The following is a 20,335-nucleotide window of genomic DNA, read 5'->3' on the forward strand; positions in this document are numbered from 1 at the left end:
ATGGAAGCTTTCGGTCTCTTGCTTCACGGTTTCGCCGTCCTGCTGACGTGGAAGACGCTCGTGCTGATGATGGTCGGGCTGGTGCTCGGCATCTTCGTCGGCGTCTTGCCCGGGCTCGGCGGGCCCAACGGCGTCGCGATCCTGCTGCCGCTCACCTTCACGATGGATCCGACCTCGGCGATCGTGATGCTGTCCTGCATCTACTGGGGCGCGCTGTTCGGCGGCGCGATCACCTCGATCCTGTTCAACATCCCAGGCGAAGCCTGGTCGGTCGCGACCACTTTCGACGGCTATCCGATGGCGCAGCAGGGCAGGGCGGCGGAGGCGCTGACGGCGGCGTTCACGTCCTCTTTCATCGGCTCGCTGGTCGCGGTGCTCCTGATCACCTTCCTCGCCCCGATGATCTCGTCCTTTGCGTTGAAGTTCGGCCCGCCCGAGTTCTTCGCGGTGTATCTGCTGACCTTCTGCTCCTTTGTCGGGCTGGGTCGCGAGGCCAAGCACAAGACCGTCATCTCGATGTCGTTGGGGCTGTTGCTCGCCGGCATCGGCATGGACACGGTGTCAGGCAATCTGCGCATGACCTTCGGCTCGGCCGAGCTTTTGCGCGGCATCAACTTCCTCGTCGCCGTCATCGGCCTGTTCGGCATCAGCGAGATCCTGCTGACGATGGAGGAGCGCCTGGCGCTGCGCGGACACGCAGCGAGCATTTCGTTGCGCGTCGTGCTGAGTGTGTGGAAGGACCTGCCGAAATACTGGGTGACGCTGCTGCGCTCCTCCTTCATCGGCTGCTGGCTCGGCATTACCCCGGGCGGCGCGATCGCAGCCTCGTTCATGGGCTACAATCTGGCAAAACGCTTTGCCAAGAATCCAGAGAGCTTCGGCAAGGGCCGCATCGAGGGCGTGTTCGCGCCGGAGACGGCGGCGCATGCCTCCGGCACCGCGGCGCTGCTGCCGATGCTGGCGCTCGGCATTCCCGGCTCCGGCACCGCGGCGATCCTCCTCGGCGGGTTGATGGTGTGGGGGCTCAATCCGGGACCGCTGCTGTTCGTCGAGCACAAGGATTTCGTCTGGGGCCTGATCGCCTCGATGTATCTCGGCAATGTCGTCGGCCTCGTGCTGGTGCTGACGACGGTACCGATCTTCGCCTCGATCCTGCGCGTGCCGTTCGCCGCGGTGGCGCCGATGATCGTGGTGTCCTGTGCGATCGGCGCCTATGCGATCCAGAACGCGATGTTCGACATCTGGCTGATGCTCGGTTTCGGCCTCGTCGGCTACGTCTTCAAGAAAATCGGAATTCCGCTGGCGCCGTTCACTCTGGCCCTCGTGCTCGGCAACCGCGCCGAGGATGCCTTCCGTCTGTCGATGATCGGCGCCGGCGGCGACCTCAAGGTGTTCTGGTCGAATGGCCTGGTCGGCTCGATCACGACCTTGGCGATCGTGCTGCTGTTTTGGCCTGTGATCGACGTCTTGCTTGCCCGTGTCGGATTGACGCAGCGTTCCGAACCGGAGCCACCTCGAGGGGAATCTCCTCTGGATTCAAGTGCATAGGGGGATGTCTTGGTCCTAGGCCTTACACGCCCCGATTGTTTCCGGTTATTGCTGGCGTGGCACAGCCGTCGGGCGCTCCCTCCTCCTATGTTTTCATCACAAAATTGTGCGGAGGAATTGCGATGAAGCGGATTGTGATTGGAATGGCGGCGGCGATGTCGCTGTTTGCGACGGGCGCACTGGCTGCCGACCTGGCCGCGAGGTCCTATGTCAAGGCGCCGGTCATGGTTGACCCGGTCTGGAGCTGGACCGGGTTATACGTCGGCGCCAATGGCGGTTACAGCTGGGGCCCCTCGCGCACCGACGTCTCCTACTTCAATTCGGCAACAGGTGCTGCGATCGTGCCGCCCGCCGGCTCCATCACCAATGCGTCGTTCGACACACGGTTCTGACGATTGATCAGCATCTCCAGTCGTTCGGCACGGTTCGCGGCCGCGTCGGCATCCTGGCGACGCCCAAGGTGCTGTTCTACGGTACCGGCGGTCTGGCCTTCGGCGAAATCAAGACGACGGGCACCATGACCGGCTTCACGCCCGCCGGTGTCGCGATCGCCTCGGTCGCATCCAATTCGACGACGCGCGCGGGCTGGACCGCCGGCGTCGGCGTCGAAGGCAAGATCACCCAGAACTGGAGCGCCAAGCTCGAATATCTCTACATGGATCGCGGCAGCTTCTCGTCCGGTCCGTTCACGTTGGCGCCGCTTTCCACAATCAGTGCCAACGTCTCGTCGCGCTTCACCGACCACATCCTGCGCGCCGGCATCAATTACCAGTTCGGTGGCCCGGTGGTCGCCCGCTACTAAGAAACACTGAGGCGTCAACAAGAAGCAAAGCCCGGCTCGAGCCGGGCTTTGTCGTTTCTGTCCTGATTTTAGGAAATGGCGCAAGGCCGACAATCGGACGGAGCGATTGACTTGTTGCGGTCGCGCCACATCTGCGGCCTGATCTGCTCTGGTTGGACCTGCGAAGCCGTATGCGTCGAGCGCCTCCCGACGCCATCGTGCCAGTCCGCGAAAATCCATCCGACCATCAAATCCTACTGAAATAGCAGCGATTTCGAGAACGCTTGGAGAGTGCGCGCACGCCTTCCGCGCGCAACTGTCCGCTCGCATCCCACAAACGACTGACATTCGTTCGCACGACGCGGAGCGATGCGCTCTTCCCTAGGGTCGCGACACTGAATCGCCGGCCTCGCGCGAGGAAGCGAGCAGGCAACACCTTTTGTCGAGGGAAGATTGATGACACGAACTCTGCTGGTTGCGGTCGCGACCGCCATGCTGCTAGCACCGCCTGCCTTCGCCGCTGATCTCGCGGTGCCGCACATTTATACCAAGGCGTCGCCGGTGGCCGTGGATCCCGGCCACAATTGGAGCGGCTTCTACGCCGGCATCAATGTCGGCCATAGCTGGGGACGCTCGGCCACGACTGCTGATTTCATCGACAGCGGAGCTGGCGCGCTGCTGAATTCGAGCGCCGGCAAGTTCGATCTCAACGGCGTCAGCGGCGGCGGACAGATCGGCTACAACTGGCAGCGCGAGATGTTCGTGATCGGCTTCGAGGCCGATTTCCAGGGCAGCGGCCGGAAGGGCCGTTTCGACGCGCTGTGCGCCGGCGCGCCGGCGGGTTTGCAGGACGGCGTCTGCACGCCGGGTCATCGCGGCGACAACACGTTCGATCCCGCGCTGCCCGTGACCTTCAATCTCGTCCAGAAGCTCGACTGGTTCGGCACTGTCCGCGGCCGGCTTGGCGCGGCGGTGACGCCGCGCGTGCTGTTCTACGGTACCGGTGGTCTTGCTTATGGCCGCGTCTCCACCTCGGGCACCAGCGCCGCGACCAATGTCAGCGGCAGCCCTGGGAGCGACGACAATCTGGCGTTCACGCCCGTCGCGGCAAATTTCAGCAGCAGTACGACGAAGATCGGCTGGACCGCAGGTGCCGGCATCGAAGGCGCCTTCGCCGACAATTGGAGCGCCAGGCTCGAATATCTCCATGTCGATCTCGGAACCGTCTCGGGTTCGCTCGCAACGCCAGTGATCACGCTCAGCGGCGCGCCCCTGCTCGTCGGCTATCGCTCGCACATCACCGACAACATCCTGCGCGTCGGCGTCAACTATCGCTTCAGCGGCACCTGAGCGGCGACGTGGCTCCGCGAGTCAAAAAGCCCGGCGATCGCCGGGCTTTTTCGCTGGCCGATCTCTAACGAAGCACTCACACCACTTTGGCGTCCCGGAGCTTGGCGATCTCGTCGGCGCCGAAGCCGAACTCCTTCAGCACTTCGTCGGTCTGCTCGCCGAATTCCGGCGGCCGCGCCACCATCCTGCTCGGCGTGCGCGACAGCGTCACGGGCTGGCCGACCAGACGGATGTCGCGATCCTCGTCATTCGGCACCTCCTGCGCGATGCCGAGATGCTTGACCTGCTCGTCTTCGAACATCTGGTCGATGGCGTAGATCGGCCCGCAGGGCACGCCGGCCTCGTTGAGTTCACGGACCCAGGTCTCGGTGGACTTCGTCAAGGTACGCTTCTCGAGCTCGGCATTGAGCGCGTCGCGGTTCTTGGAGCGGGCTGGCGCGGTCAGATAGTCGGGATGGCTGTAGAGCTCCGGCGCGCCGATCGCCTGCGCGCAACGCTCCCAGATCCGGCCGCCCGTGGTGGCGATGTTGATGTAGCCGTCCGAGGTCTTGAACACGCCGGTCGGAATGCTGGTCGGGTGGTTGTTGCCGGCCTGCTTGGCCACTTCCTTCTCCATCAGCCAGCGCGCGGCCTGGAAGTCGAGCATGAAGATCTGGGCCTGCAGCAGCGAGGTCTGCACCCACTGGCCCTTGCCCGAGACCTCGCGCTCCAGCAGTGCGGTAAGGATGCCCATGGCACAGAACAGACCGGCGGTGAGGTCGGCGACGGGAATGCCGACCCGCATCGGGCCTTCGCCGGGCGCGCCGGTGATCGACATCAGCCCACCCATGCCTTGCGCGATCTGATCGAAGCCCGGCCGCTTGTGGTAGGGCCCGTCCTGGCCGAAGCCCGAGATGCTGCCATAGACGATGCGGGGATTGACCTTGGCGAGGCCCTCATAATCGATACCGAGCTTCTTCTTCACGTCGGGGCGGAAATTCTCAACCACAACGTCGGCCTTGGCGGCGAGGCGCTTGAACACGGCGAGCCCGCGCTCGTCTTTCAGGTTCAGCGTCATCGCCCGCTTGTTGCGATGCAGATTCTGGAAGTCAGAGCCCCGCCGCGGCCCGCCCGGCTGCTCGCCGCCGGCATCCTCGGTTAGCGCGTCGATCTTGATCACGTTCGCGCCCCAGTCCGCGAGCTGCCGCACGCAGGTGGGCCCGGACCGGACGCGGGTCAGATCGAGCACGGTGAAGCGTGACAGGGCTTCCGAGGCATGCGGAAAGGGCATCTTGATGGGCTCCGGGACAGATTGCGGGCCTACCATAGTGCCGTAAGACCATGCGGCAAGACATCAAGCGGCAGGTCAGGGCCGCGCCGATGCCGCCTGGCGAAATGCAATGCCTGGGGGCGCCCGCAGGATCAGCGCGCCAGCTGTTTCAGCTGGGCGCGCGCCTGCTCGGCCAGCGGGTCATCGTCGTGGCGCGCAATGAACAGCTCGAACGCCTCCCGCGTTCCCTTGCGACGGGCGGATTCGTACTCCTCCGCGACCGCAGCCGAGGGGTCGCGGGCCATTGGAACGGAGGGCGCACGCCCCGCTGTGCCGCCTTGTTTGCCGCTCTCGTCCGCATTGGCTTTTCCGACCATGACAGGCAGTCCTCCGAAGGGCAGTTGGCCCGGCCCGGCGAGCGCCATCAAGGCGCCGAACAGACCGGCCGAGAGGGAACGTCGTTTCATGATTTCACTCGCGACACGGCAGCTGGCCGGAACCGACGTCCTTGTCCTGATCCGTATGAATACGGAATTTGACGGCTAACACGGCCTTATGGAAGGAGTCTGGGCCGACTCGCCAAAATTAAACCAAACGTTTACTCCTGAAGCTAGAATCACCTGTCGCGCCCCGAATCGAACGGGGTTTGCTGTTTCGGAGATTCCCTTGGCTACCGCCGTCACCGTTAGTGCGACCAACAACGCTGAAATCGACGGCCTGCTGTCGGGCTACAAATGGTCCGGGGCGATCACCTACAGCTTTCCGGACGCTGCAAGCGACTACGCCAATCCCTATAGCGGCGGCGACGCTGAGCCGACGACTTCGGGTTTTGCCTCGGCGCCGAGTCAGATGCAGGCGGCGATCAATTACGCGATCGGACTGATCCTCGGCTACACCAACGCCAACATCCAGTACGCCGGGACGAACGGCGCCGACATCATGGTCGCGCAGTCGCCGGCCGCCAGTCCGACCTCCTATGCCTATTACCCCGGCAACTACGCGCCCGGCGGCGACATCTGGTTCGGAACCGCCTACAACTATTCGCTGGCTGCGCTCGGCAATTATTATTTTGCGACTGCGTTGCACGAACTCGGGCACGCTCTTGGCTTGAAGCACAGTCAGGAGGCAGGCGGCCCCGCCAATGTCGCGGTGCCGAGCGCGCACGACGACAGCGAATATACCGTCATGAGCTATCGCAGCTATGTCGGTGCTTCGACCACGAGCGGCTACACCAACGAGACCTATGGATATTCGCAGACCTATATGGCCAACGATATCCTCGCGCTGCAGACGATGTACGGCGCGGACTACACGACCCAGGGCGGGACTACCGTCTATACATGGAGCCCGACCACCGGACAGGAGTTCATCAACGGCGCCGGCCAGCCGGCCGACAATGGCGGTGCCGGAGGCTCGGCCAATCGCATCTACGAGACGATCTGGGATGGTGGCGGCGTCGATACCTACGATCTGTCGAACTACACGACGAACCTGAGCATCAATCTCAATCCAGGTGCGTCGTCCGTGTTCTCGTCGGTTCAACTCGCCAATCTCGGAAACGGCCATTACGCGTCGGGCAACGTCTACAATGCCTATCTCTACAACAACGACGCGCGTTCCTACATCGACAACGCCATCGGCGGCTCCGGCAGCGACACGATCATCGGCAATGCCATCGCCAACGTACTGAACGGCGGCTCCGGCAACGATACGCTGACAGGCGGCGGCGGCAACGACACCGTCACCGGCGGCTCGGGCACCGACACCGCGGTGTATTCGGGCAACAAGGCGAACTACGCGATAACCTACAGCACGATCACGCAGAGCTTTACTGTGGTTGACCAGCGATCCGGTTCTCCCGACGGAGCTGACACCGTGAGCGGTGTCGAGTCTTTCCGGTTCGCTGATGGTGTGACGGTAAGCTCGGTCCTGATGGGGCCTCCTCAGCCCGATCTGTCCGAGTACCTCGCCGTCAGCCAGAGTTCGGTTCCGGCCGGAGGTAACCTGACGGTTGACGCCTACAACATGAATCTCGGTGATGACGTGGCGGGGCCGTCCACCGCGCGGATCTATCTCTCCACCGATGCGACGATCACCAATTCGGACACCCTGCTCGCGACAGTGTCGAGCTCGATGACCCTCGCGACGGTGAACCAGCCCGGCTACTACGACCATCAGACGATCCTGGTCGCGCTTCCCGGCAATTTGGCGGCTGGCACCTACTATATTGGTGGTCTCGCCGACTACAACAATCAGCTTGGCGAACGCGACGAAACCAATAACACCTATAATGTGGCGCAGATCACGGTGACGGCGGCAGGTCGTCCCGACCTGTCCGAATATGTGGCCGTGGACAAGACGACAGTTGCCGCCGGCAGCGGCCTGACAGTCGATGTCTACAACATGAACCTCGGCAACGCCGTGGCCGGGCCCACAACGGCTGGAATCTATGTTTCCGCCGACGCGACGATCACAACGTCGGATACGCTGCTCACGACGATCGCGACGTCGTCGACGCTGGCGACCGTCAGTCTACCCGGCTATTACGATCACCAGACGGTCGCTGTGACGCTGCCGGGTGGTCTGGCGCCCGGTACCTATTACATTGGGGGACTTTCCGACTACAATAATCTACTCAGCGAGAGTAACGAGGCCAACAATAGCTACAACGTCGTTCAGGTCACGGTGACTGCGCCGGTGCAGCCTGATCTGGCCGAATACGTTGCAGTGAACAAGACGACCGTTTTGGCCGGCGACAGTTTGACGGTCGACGCTTACAACATGAACCTCGGCAACGCGGTGGCGGCGTCTCCGACGACCGCCGGCATTTATGTCTCGACTGATGCGACGATCACGACGTCGGACACGCTCCTCACGACGATTTCGACGTCGACCACGCTGGCAACGGTGAGCCAGCCCGGCTATTTCGATCACCAGACGGTCACGGTGACGCTGCCCGGCAATCTGACGCCGGGCACGTACTACATCGGCGGCCTTGCCGACTATAACAATCACCTCGCCGAGAGCAGCGAGACCAACAACGCCTACAATGTGGTGCAGGTCACGGTGGCTGCCGCGAGCAGCCCGGCCGCAGCGCAAGCGCAAACTGCTTCGTCACCGCCGGCGCAGACAACGACGAATGTCCAGGACAACTTCGCGCTATCCCAGACGAGTAATGAGGCAGCGCTCGGCGGAGCACACTGGGCTGATCAGGGCCAACTCACGCAAACCGTCTCGGCGCTGGCGACCGGGATTCAGCAATTGGCGGACACGACGGACGCTCATTTCGTGTTCGACAATGTATCCGACGCCGCGCAGCCCCATATCAGCGATTATCACCTGATCTGACCGAAGCCGCGATGTGGTATCGGCGGGCGGCCGAGCAGAGCGACAGCCGCGCCCAGCATTCGCTGGGCCTGCTCTACGATCGCGGCTACGGCGTGCCGCAGGACATCGTTGAGGCCTCCAAATGGCTCAATCTCTCGACGGCTGCGGCACCCCCGCCAGCGCGGGAGGCGCGGGCCAGGATCCGCAATGCCGTGACTTCGAAGATGACGCGCGGGGAGATCGCCCAGGCGCGCCTGCGGGCGCTGGAATGGACGCCGAGCCGAGAGCACTGATCCGCGGCACCTTCAGAGAAAATGGTGCGCGATCGACGGCGCTCAGCTCCGGCGGAAGCCGCTATCGCCATGATGACATCATGCCAGTGTTTTGCCCGACATGTCAAAGGGGCTTTGTAAAATCCGAAGCTATTCGTGCCTTCCGTCAAGCCATTGATAAAGCTGAGGTCGTCTACTGTGCATGGGGTTGTTTTCACGGTTTTAATGAGAGCGCCGTCGGAATGACGATGGATCCTAGCGCGGCCAGCCGCCGAGCCACTTCGCGTACCAGCTCTCGCACCCGCGCGACCTTCTACGCCCCGACGACGCGTGGCCCATCCGATCCCGGCGAACGCTTCCACATCGAGGCGCGGATCGAACCGAGGAACGCGCCATGAACAGGATCATGAGCAGCGCCAAGGTCGCAAACGGAAATGCGGTTGAGCGGGCGCTCGTCGGCTCGCCCCTGATCGCGGTCACGCTCTATCTCGCGATCACCGGCGGGCTGTTGCTGATGGCAGGGCTGTCGATCGCCGAGGTCATCGCCCACCGTCAGGCGCTGGCGCAGACCTCCGACCTGCTCGACCAGCTGCGCGGCCGCAAGAGCGGCGCCAAGAGCGCCGCGGCTCTCTCGGCCGAGCATCCCGGCACGCCGTTTCTGGAGGGGCCGACCGTGACGGTCGCGGGCGCCAATCTGTTGCAGCGGGTTGCCGCCGCGGTCGCCGATGTCGGCGGCTCGGTCCAGTCCTCGCAGGTCGACGTAACAGGCGCGCAGACCAAGGACGGCTTCGTCGGCCTCGTCGTCAGCTGCGAGCTGGAGCAGCCCGCGCTCCAGAGGCTACTGTACGATCTCGAAGCCGGCATGCCGTTCCTGTTCGTCGACCAGCTCGACGTCCAGGTGCCGCAGACCACGGCGCTGAGTGATTCGGCCACCGGCCGCGTCAGGGTGATTTTGGGCGTCTCCGGCCAATGGCAGGCGGGGAAGTCGGGCGGCCTCCTCAACTCACGAGGTCGGCTCACCAGGCGTACTTGAACACGCCCTTGCCGGAATAGCTGGCGACATTGCCGGAGAACTCGCCGTCGAAGGTGCCGGCGATCGAGAAGCCGCTCAGCCATTTCATCTCGGCGCTGGCGCTGACGAGCGCGGAGTCCGCGTCGACCCGGGCGCCGTTCACGACGAAGCTGGTGCCCGGCAGGGTCTGGAACAGCGCAGTGACGGCGCGGCCCGGATTGTAGTCGTGCGCCCAGGCGGCGCGACCGCGCAGCGTCAGCACGCCGTTCTGCATCGCGTACGACTTGTCGGTGCGCAGGCCGAGCTCGGAGCGGGTGTCGGTCAGCGATTGCGAGGCATAGTTCAACGCGAACAGTCCGCCGCCATTGAGGCTGACTTCGGAGTAGTTGGGCAGGTTGAAGTTCGTCACCTGCGCCGCCGCATAGGGGGTGAGGCCGATCATCGGCGTCGCGAAGCGGTAGCCGCCCTCGAAGCGGGCTGAGAAGGTGTCGGCTTTGAAGCGGCCCTGCAACTGGTCGAAGCCGCCGGGCGCCACGGTGCGGTTGGTGGTGACGTCGTGCCAGCCATAGGCGAGCGCGGCAGAGATATAGGCCGGTCCGAAGTTGTGCCGGCCGTAGACGCCGGCCTGGAACAGGTCTGCTGAGCCCGAGCCCATCGCATTGGCGAGCGAGTAGCTCAGTCCACCGCCGCCGAGCGCGAAGCCGACCAGCGTGTCCACCGAAACCCTGTAGTCGGCGCCGGCCGCGCCGCCCCAGACCCGCGCGGTCAGGTCTTGCGAGCCGACTGGCGCATTGCCGCCGACTTGTGCCGATCCGCCATAGCCGGCAGTCCAGAGGCTCCAGCGGCTGGCCGGCTGCGAGGCAAGCAGCGGCGCCTTGGTCGCCATCGCATAAGCCTCGCGCTCGCGCGCGTTGGCCGGGCGCATGGACGCATAGGCGGCCGCGTCGTCGCTCTCGGCGAATTGGGCGACGCTGCCGGCCTTGGCGAAACCGCCCGAGCGGCCGATGACGGTCGGGTCGAGCATCAGATTGAGGAACTGCCCGTCGGCATTGATCGCGGACTGGATGATGCCGGTGCCGAGTTCGCCCGAGGCCGTCGTCAGCCCGGCCGGCGTCAGCGCAGCGAAGGCTGCCGGAATGCCGCCGGTCGAGTCGAAGAAGCTGGTCAGCGTGTTTGCAACGTTTTGCTGGTTGACGGTGAGGCCGCCGCCGCTCGGCGCGAAGTTGAGGCCGATGTTGAGGAACACATTGTTGGTGCCGTAGCTCAGCGACGCGTTGATCGTCGGTATGTTGGAGACGACGGCTGGATTGAAGGTGGTGCCGCCGAAACCGCCGGTCGCCGACAGGATCGTGTACTGCTTCTTGATCGTGCCCGAGGCGAACATCGCGCTCACTGTCGCGTTGCCGAGCGTGGCCGCGCCGTTGACATTGGCGAGGCCGGCATTGCTGGAGGAGACCTGCACGAGATAGGTCGAGGCCGCCGTGAAGCTCAGGGGGCCGTTGATCGTCAGCGGCGCGAAAGGGGTCGCCGCGCTGCCTGGGGCGAGCGTACCGCCAATGATCGCGACGCCGGCGGCCGTGCCGCTGCCGGCGAGTGTGCCGCCCGTGTTGACGGTGGTCGGGCTCAGGATCGAGCCGTCCACGATCAGTCTGCCGCCGTTGATCGTGGTGGCGCCGGTATAGGTGTTGGCACCGGACAGTGTCTGCGTGCCGCCGGTCAGCGTGAGGCCGCCGCCGGCGCCGGCATCGTCGATCACGCCCGCGAAATTGCCGATGCCGTTGGTGATCGTCAGCGTGTTGGCGCCGATGTTGACGTTCCCGGAGCCCGCCAGCGACTGGATCGAGGTGCCGGCGCTCAGGGCCGAGATGTCGAAGAAGCCGTTGGCGACGACATTGCTCGAGGTCGCGATGCTGCCATCGTTGCCACCGAAGTTGATGAGATCGAGTTCGCCGCCGCTCGCGATGGTCGTGGTGCCGGTATAGGTGTTGGTGCCGTAGAGCTGCTGGGTGGCGCCGTTGGCGATCGCGACGTTGCCACCGGTGCCGCCCGCAATGCCGCCATCCTGAATGACGCCGCCGAAGAAGCTACCACTGGTGATCGTCAGTGTCTTCGATCCGAGTGCGACGATGCCGCCAGCGGTCAACGAGAACAGAGCGTTGACCGACGTACCGGAGGTTGTTTGCGAGATGTCGAACGTACCGCCTGCGCCTGGCGTGAACGTGACGCTCGCCGAATTCGCGATCGATCCGCTGCCTTTCAGCGCTAACGTCGCGCCGGCATCGATCTGCGTCGTATTGGAGTAAGTATTCACACCGGAGAGGGTCTGCGTTCCGCCGAAAACCTCAAGCCCGCCTGTGCCCTGGATCACGCCTGCGAATTCGGTCGAACCGTTGGTGATGAACAGCCCGTTGCCGCCCATGTTGACGACGCCGCTCGTGCTGCCGGCAAGTGTCGTGATCAGGTTGAACGCAACCGAGGATGCAGAAATGTCGAACGTCGCGTTCACCGTGACGACGCTGGAGCTCGCGATGCTGCCGAAGCCCGAGATCGCCAGTGTCCCCGCCGAGATCGTCGTCGCGCCCGTGTAGGTATTGGTGCCAGTCAGCGTCATCGCGCCGGTGCCGACCTTGGTCAGTCCGCCGCCGGTGCCGGAGATCACGCCGTCGACCTGGGTCGAGGTGTTGAGGCTGCCTGTGGTGAGGGTCTTGGCGCCGAGCATGTAATTGCCGGCGCCTTCGATCGAGCCGGCGGTCATGCCGCTGCTGGTCAGGCTCGACATGTCAAAGGTGCCGCCGGTATTGGTGATGAAGCGGGCATTGCCGCCGGTCGTGTTGCCGGTGAAGCTCGTGGTGGCAAGATTGTTCGTGGTGATCGTAGAACTGCCCGCGGTGGCAGAACCGGCGAAGCTCAGCGAGCCGTCATTGCTGATCGTCGCGGTGCCTGCCGTGGCGTTGCTGATGAAGGCCAGGAAGCCGGTGGCGGTGTTGGTGATGGCGGCACCGCCTGCCGAACTCGAATCGCTGAAGTTCATCACCGCGTTGTTGGCGATCGTTGCGGTTCCGGCGTTGCTGCTGCCGTTGAACTCGACGTCGCCGTTGCTGGTGATGTTCGCCGTGCCCGCAGTGCTGGTATCGTTGAAGATCATCGCGCCGCCGCCGCCGACGCTGAAGGTGACGACATTGGTGCCGCCGCTCGCGCTGCTCGAATTCGTGAACGCCATGATGGAGCCGACGTTGAACGTCTGGGCGTTGGTCGAATTGTTCGAGATGCCCGCGCCGTTTACCAGGAAGATATCGCTGGTCGTGATCGTGTAGGCCGGGGCGTCGGGCGAAGCGGTGAAGATCACGCTGCCGATATTGACGATGCCGCTGCTGGCGATGTTGGTGTCGGCCGACGTCGAAAAGGTCGCGATGCCGTCCGGCACGATCGGAGTGGAGGTCCAGTTCGCTCCGTCGGTCCACTCGCTGCTCCCGCCAACCCATGTGCCGTCCTGAGCTTGCGCGGCGACGACGCCGAGCGCAGTGGTCGCCAGCAGGGTCGCCAAGGAGTGGCGCGCGACGGATCGCAGCCCGTATCCGATCCGCCCACCAGCCTTTGTCGGTCCAGCCATCCGGTCTTCTCAAATCAGCAAAGAAATCATCGCAAACGTGCAACAGCGGCACGTGGCGAGCCCCGCGCCATGCGATGATCCCATGGCGCTGCAGCGTGCGGCAATGAACGGATGTCCATCTGCGCCGGGTCCTTCCTGTTCCGGCTTGCATTTTCAGCCAACGTGGCCGTGGGGCAACATATTGATGCATTGCAGCATTTGCCGCTGGAATGGGAGCCCGAGGGCTCGCGGAGCGCGGCGGGTTGATGACACTCCCGATCGGAACTAGTCTGGGGGGACGCCTCGCGGTTCTTTCGAGCGGCCGGTGGTCTGAGGGGAATGTCGATGGCCCGGTGGTTGAGACCGACAGGATTGGCCATACTAGGCGCGGTTCTGGGCACCGCCGGAACCATGGCCGCCACGTCGTCGCGGATCGACATGCTGCCCGACGATGCGGCGGGCAGCCCCGCCGACAATGTCGAGGTCGGAACGATGCGCCCGATCGCACGGCCCACGCAGCAGGCTCCCGCCAGGCCCGTTCCCCGCGGCAATCCGCTGTGGTCGGTGCCGTTCTCGGCCCTGACCGCGACCCAGGAGCGCCCGATCTTCTCGGCCACGCGCCGGCCGCCGCCCCGCGCGGTCGCGGCATCGCCGGCCGAAGAGATGTCCGCACCGCCGCCCAAATCGGTCGAGGCACCGCCACCGCTGTTGCTGGTCGGGGCCGTGGTGGGTGAGGGCGACGCCATCGCCATTCTCGTCAACGGCACCGATCAGAAGGTGGTGCGCCTGCGGCAGGGCGAATCGCTCGCCGGCTGGTCGCTGACCTCGGTGCAGCCGCGTGAGGTGACGTTCAAGCAGGGCGAGCGCAGCGAGGTACTGGCGCTCCAGCGGCCGGACGCAGCCGCTTCCGCGGGCCCGCCTGCGGACGTCGGCGGCAGGCCGACGATGCCGGGCCAGGCCGATCCGGGGTTCTCGCCTTCGGTGCCGCGCTCCACTCCGAAGAACGGCGAGTCGGACGGGCTCTGAGCGTGCCTTCCCGGGCGCCCCGCAAGCCTCGGGCGGAGCCCTGAAACGCAGGCCGAACGGGTCCGCCAAGCGGGCCGGCTGCGGTTCCTGCTGGCTATCGACATTCCGTGAACTGACTGCTAGCCCGAATTCGCGATGCCTTGGGAAGGACCCCGATCGGTGTGGGCAAAGGCTTGCTGAGGTGATGGCCGGGTGGCTGGCATGACGTTGAGAAAAACACCGCCCGATCTGCTGGGGAATTCCGCGTGGAATGCGACGGCCTTCCTGGTGGCCGTGGTACTGAACCTGGCCATCCTGCCCTTCGTGATCACCCATCTCGGCCTCGCGGCATTCGGTGTCGCGGGTCTTGTCACTGCATGCATTGCGCCAGCGCTGGTGTTCAGCAACGCGATCGGACTGTCGACGTCGCGCGAGCTTGCACAGCGACTGGAGCCATCCGACCGCGACGACGCGCGACGCCTGTTCGCGACCGCGGTCATGCTTGCGGTCGGCGCGGGCGGGCCGATCGCCATTTTCCTTCTGCTTGCCGGGGCTCCGCTCGCGCGTCTCGGATTTCATCTGGCCGGTCCGGCTGCCGCGGATCTTGCGCTGGCGTTCGCGCTGGCCGGTATCGGCTGGTTGTGCCAATGTGTAACGGCCGTCTTCATTTCGTTGTTCACCGCGCGGCAAGACTATCGCCGGATCGCCTCGATCGGCATCGTCAGCACCGTGGTCTCGACTCTTTCGATGCTCCTCCTGATCCCCGCCGCGCCATACGCATCGACATTCCTGGGTTGCCAGGCGCTGGGGTTGGCGATTGGCCTGCTGCTGGCTTTGGCTTGGTGTAGCGGCCAAATGCGTCAGTGGCTGGCACCTCCAGCATTGCATCGCGACGCGCTTGGCAGGCTGGTTCGTTTCGGCGGATGGCAGGTTGCCGCACAGGGCGGTGCGCTGCTTGCGGGGCAGGCCGATCGATATCTGCTTGGCGCGCTGCTGCAACCGCAGTTTGTCGGCTTCTACGGCGTTGCGCAGCGCCTGCAGGAGGCGACCTATATCGGGATCCTGAAGGTCGGCGAGATCCTGTTTCCTTTCTTCAGCACGCTGCAAGGGGAGAGCGAGGACCGCAAGGTCGATCTGCTATTCCGAGCGTCGTGGATTCTCAATGTCCTGGCCGCAAGCGCGCTCGGCGGATTGATCCCCGTGGCCCGTCCGCTGCTGCATGTTTGGACCGGCGCCGAGGTCGCGGCCGAGGCTGCACAGGTTCTCGTCGTCCTGTCGATTGCCGGGATCCTCGGATCGAGCGCGAACGTCTTCGGCTTTTACTTGCTGGCGCACGGGCGGTCGCGCTCCAACGCGCTCATCGCCCTGATCACGGGTATCGTCACACTCGTAACCAGCGCCATCGCATTGCCACGCTTCGGATGGCACGCCGCAGGCTGGAGCGCATGCGCCGGAATGATCACGCAGATGGCGACCATTGTCTTCCTGTTGCGCCGTAGTTTTGATCTCGCCGGCATGTGGTCGCGCATCGTGCATTGCGTGCTGATGCCGCTCGGCATCGGGATCGCGACGGCGCTGGCGGTGCGATACGGTCTCGACCGCGCGCCATTCCAGCTGGCGCCGTCCTGGTGGTCCGTGGGAGCTGTCTCGTCGGTGACGGCCGCGACCATTTTCGCGATCGCGGTTGCGGCGTCGCAATTGGGTCCGTATCGAAGGGCTTGCCGGCAAGATATTCGTTCGATCGTCAGTCGCTTCTTGCCCCTCAAGGCTGTCTAGGACATGTGCGGAATCGCAGGCATCGTAAATCTGGGTGGCAATGCGGTCGAACCGGCCGACATCTCGCGGCTGACCAGCCTGATCGCGCATCGCGGTCCGTTCGGCGAGGGGACCTGGTTCAGCGCAGACCGAAGCCTCGCATTCGGGCACCGCCGCCTGGCGATCATCGATCCCGGCGAGGGCGGCTATCAGCCCATGCTGTCCGTGGACGGCCGCCATGTGATCGTGTTCAACGGCGAGATCTACAACTTCCTCGAGCTTCGCCGCGAGCTCGAGGCGCAGGGCGCGGTGTTCCGCAGCCAATCCGATACCGAAGTGATCCTGGCCGCGTGGCAGGCCTGGCGGGAAGACATGCTGCCCCGCTTCAACGGCATGTGGGCCTTGGCGATCTTCGACACCAGCACCCGCGAGCTGTTCCTTGCGCGCGACCGCTTCGGCATCAAGCCGCTGCTTTATGCCGCATCGCCGGAACGATTCATCTTCGCGTCCGAGCAACGGGCGCTGGTGCGGAGTGGACTGATCGATACTTCCGTCGACATGGAGGTTGCACGCCGGCTGCTGCTCGATGCCTTCGGGATCGAAGGAAGCGAGCGGACCCTATTTCGCCAGGTTCGCCGCTTGCAGGGCGGCCACTGCATGTGGCTTCGTCAGGGCAAGGTCAGTGTCAAGCGATGGTGGCGGACCGTGGATCATCTGCCGCCGGTGCCGGCCACCGAAGCCGAGCGTGTCGCGCGCTTTCGCGAGCTGTTCCAGGATGCCGTGGCCCTGCGCATGCGCAGCGATGTGCCGATCGGAACATGCCTGTCCGGCGGCTTCGATTCGTCGGCCGTGATTTGCGCCATGGCGGCGCACGAGAAGGAAGGCATGGGGCCGCGCGACAGCGCAGCATGGCGTCACGCCTTTGTTGCGACGTTCCCCGGCGCCTTGAATGACGAGAGGCCGATGGCCGAGGAGGCCGCCGTCTGGGCCAACGTCGCGCCAACTTTTCTCGAAATCGGACAGGCCGATGCGCTGACGGACCTCGATCAGATTCTCGACGATCTCGATGACGTCTACATCGCGTTGCCCAGCGCCATTTGGCTGCTCTATCGGCAATTGACCCAAAACAACGTGACGGTGTCACTCGACGGCCACGGGGCGGACGAGCTGATGGGCGGCTATTTGCAGGAAGGACAAGCGCGCGCGTTTCAGATACGGAACGCGGCAGAGGACCTCGCGTCGCGTTCGAAACTGGCCCGGCGTTGTGTGGATGTCCTGCGTGCGTTGGCCCTCAAGCGGAAGGGCGTGTATTTTCTGCGCGGTGGCCTGCGCAATCTTCCCGCCCCGCTCCCGCTGATAGCGGAGGACGATGTGCTGCCGCGTGAATGGGGTGGCTTGAACAAGCGCCTCTACCGGATGTTTCACAGCACGGTGCTGCCCACCATCCTGCGCAACTTCGACCGCCTTTCAATGGCGCACGGCGTCGAAGTCCGCATGCCCTTCATGGATTGGCGGCTGGTGACCTATACGATGGCGCTTCCAGAGAGCAGTAAGTCGGCGGACGGCTATACCAAGGCTGTTGCCCGGCGGGCGATGGCCAATTTGATGCCGGAGTCCATTCGCACCGCGCGCCGCAAGGTCGGCTTCAACTCGCCGATGCCGGAATGGTTGAACGGACCGCTGGCCGGCTGGACGGCTGACCTGCTGGACAGGAATGTGCCGGCGTTTGCGGAACTGGTGGATGAAGCGGGTCTGCGCGCGGCGGTCGGCCGTTTGACGGCGTCGAAGTCCTGGGATTGGGAGTCGGTCGGGCGGATCTGGCCGTATCTGAATATGAAATGGATGTTGGCGAGGTACGCGTAAACGATGCGTCTGTTCCAAAATAGCGCCCTCTATCCGTCTTATCTGCCGCGGTTGAATGAGCTTGCGGCCAACACGCAGAGCTTCGCGGAGCGGCGGCGCGTATTTCTGCACGATCGTTTCGGTGCGTCGCATTTCCTCCAGCCGGTGCTCGACGCTTCGCCGGAGGCCTTCTTCACCAATGGGGACGACGAGGTCTTGCAGCGCCGCTGGGCGCGCGAGCAGGGCATGTCGGGCGAGCCGACGCTCGAGGCCATTCTGCTCGCTCAAATCGAGCATCACGCCACCGAGGTATTCTACAATCTCGATCCCGTGCGCTATCCGAGCGCATTCGTTGCCAAGCTGCCGGGCTGCGTGAAGAAGGCGCTGTGCTGGCGTGCCGCTCCGTCGGGAAATGCCGATTTCACGGCCTATCGCGCCGTGCTCGGAAACGCTCCATCGATCCTCGATATCTGGCGCCGCAACGGATGCCGGGTCGAAACATTCTTTCCAGCGCATGATCCGGTGATGGACGAGTATGGCCACGGCGAGCGCCCGATCGACGTCGCCTTCGCCGGCGGCTACTCGCGCCACCATCGCGTGCGGGCCAGGACGCTGGAGCAGGTCGCGCAGCTCGCCGATAGCCGCAATATCGTGTTTTGTCTCGATGCATCGCGCCTGACCAGGCTCGCGGAGAGCACCATCGGGCGATTGCTGCCGCTGCGACAACACCGGCGCCCCGATGCCATCGCGGCCATTGCGAGACCGCCGGTGTTCGGCAGAGCCCTCTACGAACTGATTGGCTCGTCGAAGATCGTGTTCAACGGCGCGATCGACATGGCCGGCACGGATCGCGGCAACATGCGTTGCTTCGAGACGATGGGATGCGGCGCACTGCTTGTGTCCGACGCCGGCAGCTATCCGGCCGGCATGCAGGAGGGCGTGACCATCGAGACCTACGGTACCCCGGAACAGGCCGTCGAGGTCATTTCACGCAGTCTGCAAGACTGGCCCAGAATGGCGGAGATCGCTGCGCTTGGTCGGGCCCGCATCCGGGACATCTACAGCAAGGACGTGCAATGGAAGCAGTTCGGCGACCTCGTCGGACGGGTTTAGCCGTGCTAGAGCGTCCGGAGCGACGCGATTTCAGTTGATTGCATGACCCTCGACTTCCTGATCCAGCGGCTCACCGGCCGTAACACCGACTACCTGATCCAGCGCATGATGGGTCGGGCGACTTGCCGTCTCGATGACGGGGCAGCGCTCGGAGCGAGCGCGAGGATCAGGAACATCCGCGGCGATGCCGGCAGGATCGTCATCGGCGCACAGAGCCGGATCCTCGGCGAACTCATGACCTTCGCCCATGGCGGAGAGATCAAGATCGGCGAATGGTGCTATGTCGGGGAGGGGACGCGGATCTGGTCGGCCGGCTCCATCGAGATCGGAAACCGAGTTCTGATCTCCCATTCGGCAAACGTCTTCGACAGTCTGACCCATCCGATCGGGGCGGCCGCTCGGCACGCGCAGGTCCGGCAGATCTTCACAAGCGGTCATCCGCGCGAACTCTCGCTTGACGAAAGCCCGGTCCGGATCCGCGATGATGCCTGGATTGGCGCGGGGGCCATGGTGCTGCGCGGCGTGACGGTCGGGCAGGGGGCCGTGGTGGCGGCCGGCGCAGTCGTGACCAAGGACGTGCCGCCCTTCTCGATCGTGGCTGGAAATCCGGCGGTGCTGGTCAGGGAGCTCCGGTCCGATGAGCGGTGACGGCAAGTTCACGACGTGGGAGGATGCAGTTGTCTGGCTGCGCAATCAGCCCGATCAGGGTCAGCTCGTGCGTGACGCCTTCTACGATGATCCGCTGACCGGGGCCGCCGAGCGTTACTTTCAGAGCTCCGAATGGCAGTCGGTCACGGCGCTATTGGCCGGGCGCTCCGGCTTGGCACTCGATGTGGGAGCCGGTCGCGGCATTGCCAGCTACGCGCTGGCCCGAAGCGGATTCGAGGTGACGGCACTCGAGCCGGATGGCAGCGCCATCGTCGGCGCTGCGGCAATCCGGGCTCTTGCGGCGAGCACGCAACTGCCCATCCATGTGGTCGAGGAGTTTTCCGAGCGCCTGCCGTTCACTGACGACGCTTTCGATGTCGTCTTCGCGCGCGCCGTGCTCCATCATACGCGTGACCTTGATGGTGCCTGCCGCGAGATGTTTCGCGTGCTTCGCCCCGGCGGTGTGCTGATCGCAGCGCGTGAGCACGTGATCAGCAAGGAAAGCGATCTTCAGAAATTCCTCGATCAGCATCCGCTGCATCACCTCTACGGGGGCGAGCATGCTTACCTGCTCGACCGCTATACCGGCGCGCTGAAGTCGGCCGGCTTCGCCAACGTCGAGACACTGGCTCCGCTGCGGAGCGCGATCAATCTGTTCCCGTATACGATGCAGACGCTGCGATCCGCAGTCGTCGAAAAACTGACGCGGAAGATTCCCGTCCGTCCGCTGTGGCGCGCCGCGCTTGCTTCGCAGCATGTCTTCGCGTCCCTGCTCTCGCTTGCCGAGCGCTTTGACCACCGGCCCGGCCGGCTCTATTCGTTCGTCTGTCACAAGGTCTAGGAC

16 protein-coding genes are annotated in these 20,335 nt (G+C 64.4%); 13 read left to right on the top strand and 3 right to left on the bottom strand.

Going from position 1 to position 20,335, the window contains the following annotated elements:
* From GWG67_RS13680 to GWG67_RS13695, 4 genes are all read left to right on the top strand, one after another.
* On the top strand, positions 1–1,548 hold the full coding sequence (locus GWG67_RS13680; RefSeq protein WP_275169849.1) for a tripartite tricarboxylate transporter permease: 1,548 nt from the start codon (positions 1–3) through the stop codon (positions 1,546–1,548).
* Positions 1,549–1,670: 122 nt separating this feature from the next.
* Positions 1,671–1,940 (top strand): hypothetical protein, encoded by a 270-nt coding sequence (locus GWG67_RS13685; protein WP_275169850.1) that lies wholly within the window; start codon positions 1,671–1,673, stop codon positions 1,938–1,940.
* Between the two features lie 68 nt (positions 1,941–2,008).
* Entirely contained in the window at positions 2,009–2,350 is a 342-nt protein-coding gene (locus GWG67_RS13690) for an outer membrane protein (RefSeq protein ID WP_275169851.1), read from the top strand.
* 435 nt (positions 2,351–2,785) lie between these two features.
* Positions 2,786–3,679 carry an outer membrane protein gene (locus GWG67_RS13695; protein WP_275169852.1) on the top strand — a complete coding sequence of 298 codons (894 nt, stop codon included), beginning with the start codon at positions 2,786–2,788 and terminating at the stop codon, positions 3,677–3,679.
* A gap of 76 nt (positions 3,680–3,755) precedes the next feature.
* On the opposite strand, the gene GWG67_RS13700 is transcribed toward GWG67_RS13695, so the two are convergent.
* Both GWG67_RS13700 and GWG67_RS13705 read right to left on the bottom strand, forming a co-directional pair.
* Positions 3,756–4,949 carry a CaiB/BaiF CoA-transferase family protein gene (locus GWG67_RS13700; protein ID WP_275169853.1) on the bottom strand — a complete coding sequence of 398 codons (1,194 nt, stop codon included), beginning with the start codon at positions 4,947–4,949 and terminating at the stop codon, positions 3,756–3,758.
* A gap of 131 nt (positions 4,950–5,080) precedes the next feature.
* On the bottom strand, positions 5,081–5,395 hold the full coding sequence (locus GWG67_RS13705; RefSeq protein WP_275169854.1) for a hypothetical protein: 315 nt from the start codon (positions 5,393–5,395) through the stop codon (positions 5,081–5,083).
* Between the two features lie 199 nt (positions 5,396–5,594).
* Between GWG67_RS13705 and GWG67_RS13710 the strand changes: the two genes are divergently transcribed.
* From GWG67_RS13710 to gspM, 3 genes are all read left to right on the top strand, one after another.
* Positions 5,595–8,276 (top strand): M10 family metallopeptidase, encoded by a 2,682-nt coding sequence (locus GWG67_RS13710; protein ID WP_275169855.1) that lies wholly within the window; start codon positions 5,595–5,597, stop codon positions 8,274–8,276.
* An 11-nt stretch (positions 8,277–8,287) separates the two neighbouring features.
* Positions 8,288–8,548 (top strand): hypothetical protein, encoded by a 261-nt coding sequence (locus GWG67_RS13715; protein WP_275169856.1) that lies wholly within the window; start codon positions 8,288–8,290, stop codon positions 8,546–8,548.
* A gap of 385 nt (positions 8,549–8,933) precedes the next feature.
* Complete coding sequence (gene gspM / locus GWG67_RS13720) at positions 8,934–9,560, top strand: type II secretion system protein GspM (RefSeq protein WP_342761036.1); 627 nt, start codon at positions 8,934–8,936, stop codon at positions 9,558–9,560.
* Here the strand turns inward: gspM and GWG67_RS13725 are convergent.
* Positions 9,544–13,149 (bottom strand): autotransporter domain-containing protein, encoded by a 3,606-nt coding sequence (locus tag GWG67_RS13725; protein ID WP_275169858.1) that lies wholly within the window; start codon positions 13,147–13,149, stop codon positions 9,544–9,546. The genes gspM and GWG67_RS13725 overlap by 17 nt on opposite strands.
* Before the next feature lie 351 nt (positions 13,150–13,500).
* On the opposite strand from GWG67_RS13725, the gene GWG67_RS13730 reads away from it, so the two are divergent.
* The 6 genes from GWG67_RS13730 (at position 13,501) to GWG67_RS13755 (ending at position 20,332) form a co-directional block, all read left to right on the top strand.
* Positions 13,501–14,154, top strand: a complete 654-nt coding sequence (locus tag GWG67_RS13730; RefSeq protein ID WP_275169859.1) for a hypothetical protein — start codon at positions 13,501–13,503, stop codon at positions 14,152–14,154.
* A gap of 201 nt (positions 14,155–14,355) precedes the next feature.
* Entirely contained in the window at positions 14,356–15,909 is a 1,554-nt protein-coding gene (locus GWG67_RS13735; protein ID WP_275169860.1) for an oligosaccharide flippase family protein, read from the top strand.
* 3 nt (positions 15,910–15,912) lie between these two features.
* A complete protein-coding gene (asnB, locus tag GWG67_RS13740) occupies positions 15,913–17,751 on the top strand; it encodes an asparagine synthase (glutamine-hydrolyzing) (RefSeq protein ID WP_275169861.1) in 1,839 nt (612 codons plus the stop codon).
* Positions 17,752–17,754: 3 nt separating this feature from the next.
* On the top strand, positions 17,755–18,843 hold the full coding sequence (locus GWG67_RS13745) for a glycosyltransferase (protein WP_275169862.1): 1,089 nt from the start codon (positions 17,755–17,757) through the stop codon (positions 18,841–18,843).
* A gap of 42 nt (positions 18,844–18,885) precedes the next feature.
* Positions 18,886–19,491 (top strand): DapH/DapD/GlmU-related protein, encoded by a 606-nt coding sequence (locus GWG67_RS13750; protein WP_275169863.1) that lies wholly within the window; start codon positions 18,886–18,888, stop codon positions 19,489–19,491.
* Positions 19,481–20,332: a class I SAM-dependent methyltransferase gene (locus tag GWG67_RS13755; RefSeq protein ID WP_275169864.1), complete on the top strand. Its 852-nt coding sequence runs from the start codon at positions 19,481–19,483 to the stop codon at positions 20,330–20,332. The genes GWG67_RS13750 and GWG67_RS13755 overlap by 11 nt, the downstream gene beginning before the upstream one ends.
* Positions 20,333–20,335 lie beyond the last annotated feature (3 nt).

The sequence above is a fragment of the Bradyrhizobium sp. CSS354 genome (assembly GCF_029051725.1).
Classification (GTDB): domain Bacteria; phylum Pseudomonadota; class Alphaproteobacteria; order Rhizobiales; family Xanthobacteraceae; genus Bradyrhizobium.

Excerpts from the sequence above, each read along its gene's own strand:
- GWG67_RS13680 (WP_275169849.1), top strand. The coding sequence starts at position 1 with ATGGAAGCTTTCGGTCTCTTGCTTCACGGTTTCGCCGTCCTGCTGACG.
- GWG67_RS13685 (WP_275169850.1), top strand. The coding sequence starts at position 1,671 with ATGAAGCGGATTGTGATTGGAATGGCGGCGGCGATGTCGCTGTTTGCG.
- GWG67_RS13695 (WP_275169852.1), top strand. The coding sequence starts at position 2,786 with ATGACACGAACTCTGCTGGTTGCGGTCGCGACCGCCATGCTGCTAGCA.
- GWG67_RS13700 (WP_275169853.1), bottom strand. The coding sequence starts at position 4,949 with ATGCCCTTTCCGCATGCCTCGGAAGCCCTGTCACGCTTCACCGTGCTC.
- GWG67_RS13705 (WP_275169854.1), bottom strand. The coding sequence starts at position 5,395 with ATGAAACGACGTTCCCTCTCGGCCGGTCTGTTCGGCGCCTTGATGGCG.
- GWG67_RS13715 (WP_275169856.1), top strand. The coding sequence starts at position 8,288 with ATGTGGTATCGGCGGGCGGCCGAGCAGAGCGACAGCCGCGCCCAGCAT.
- gspM (WP_342761036.1), top strand. The coding sequence starts at position 8,934 with ATGAGCAGCGCCAAGGTCGCAAACGGAAATGCGGTTGAGCGGGCGCTC.
- GWG67_RS13725 (WP_275169858.1), bottom strand. The coding sequence starts at position 13,149 with ATGGCTGGACCGACAAAGGCTGGTGGGCGGATCGGATACGGGCTGCGA.
- GWG67_RS13735 (WP_275169860.1), top strand. The coding sequence starts at position 14,356 with ATGACGTTGAGAAAAACACCGCCCGATCTGCTGGGGAATTCCGCGTGG.
- asnB (WP_275169861.1), top strand. The coding sequence starts at position 15,913 with ATGTGCGGAATCGCAGGCATCGTAAATCTGGGTGGCAATGCGGTCGAA.
- GWG67_RS13745 (WP_275169862.1), top strand. The coding sequence starts at position 17,755 with ATGCGTCTGTTCCAAAATAGCGCCCTCTATCCGTCTTATCTGCCGCGG.
- GWG67_RS13750 (WP_275169863.1), top strand. The coding sequence starts at position 18,886 with ATGACCCTCGACTTCCTGATCCAGCGGCTCACCGGCCGTAACACCGAC.
- GWG67_RS13755 (WP_275169864.1), top strand. The coding sequence starts at position 19,481 with ATGAGCGGTGACGGCAAGTTCACGACGTGGGAGGATGCAGTTGTCTGG.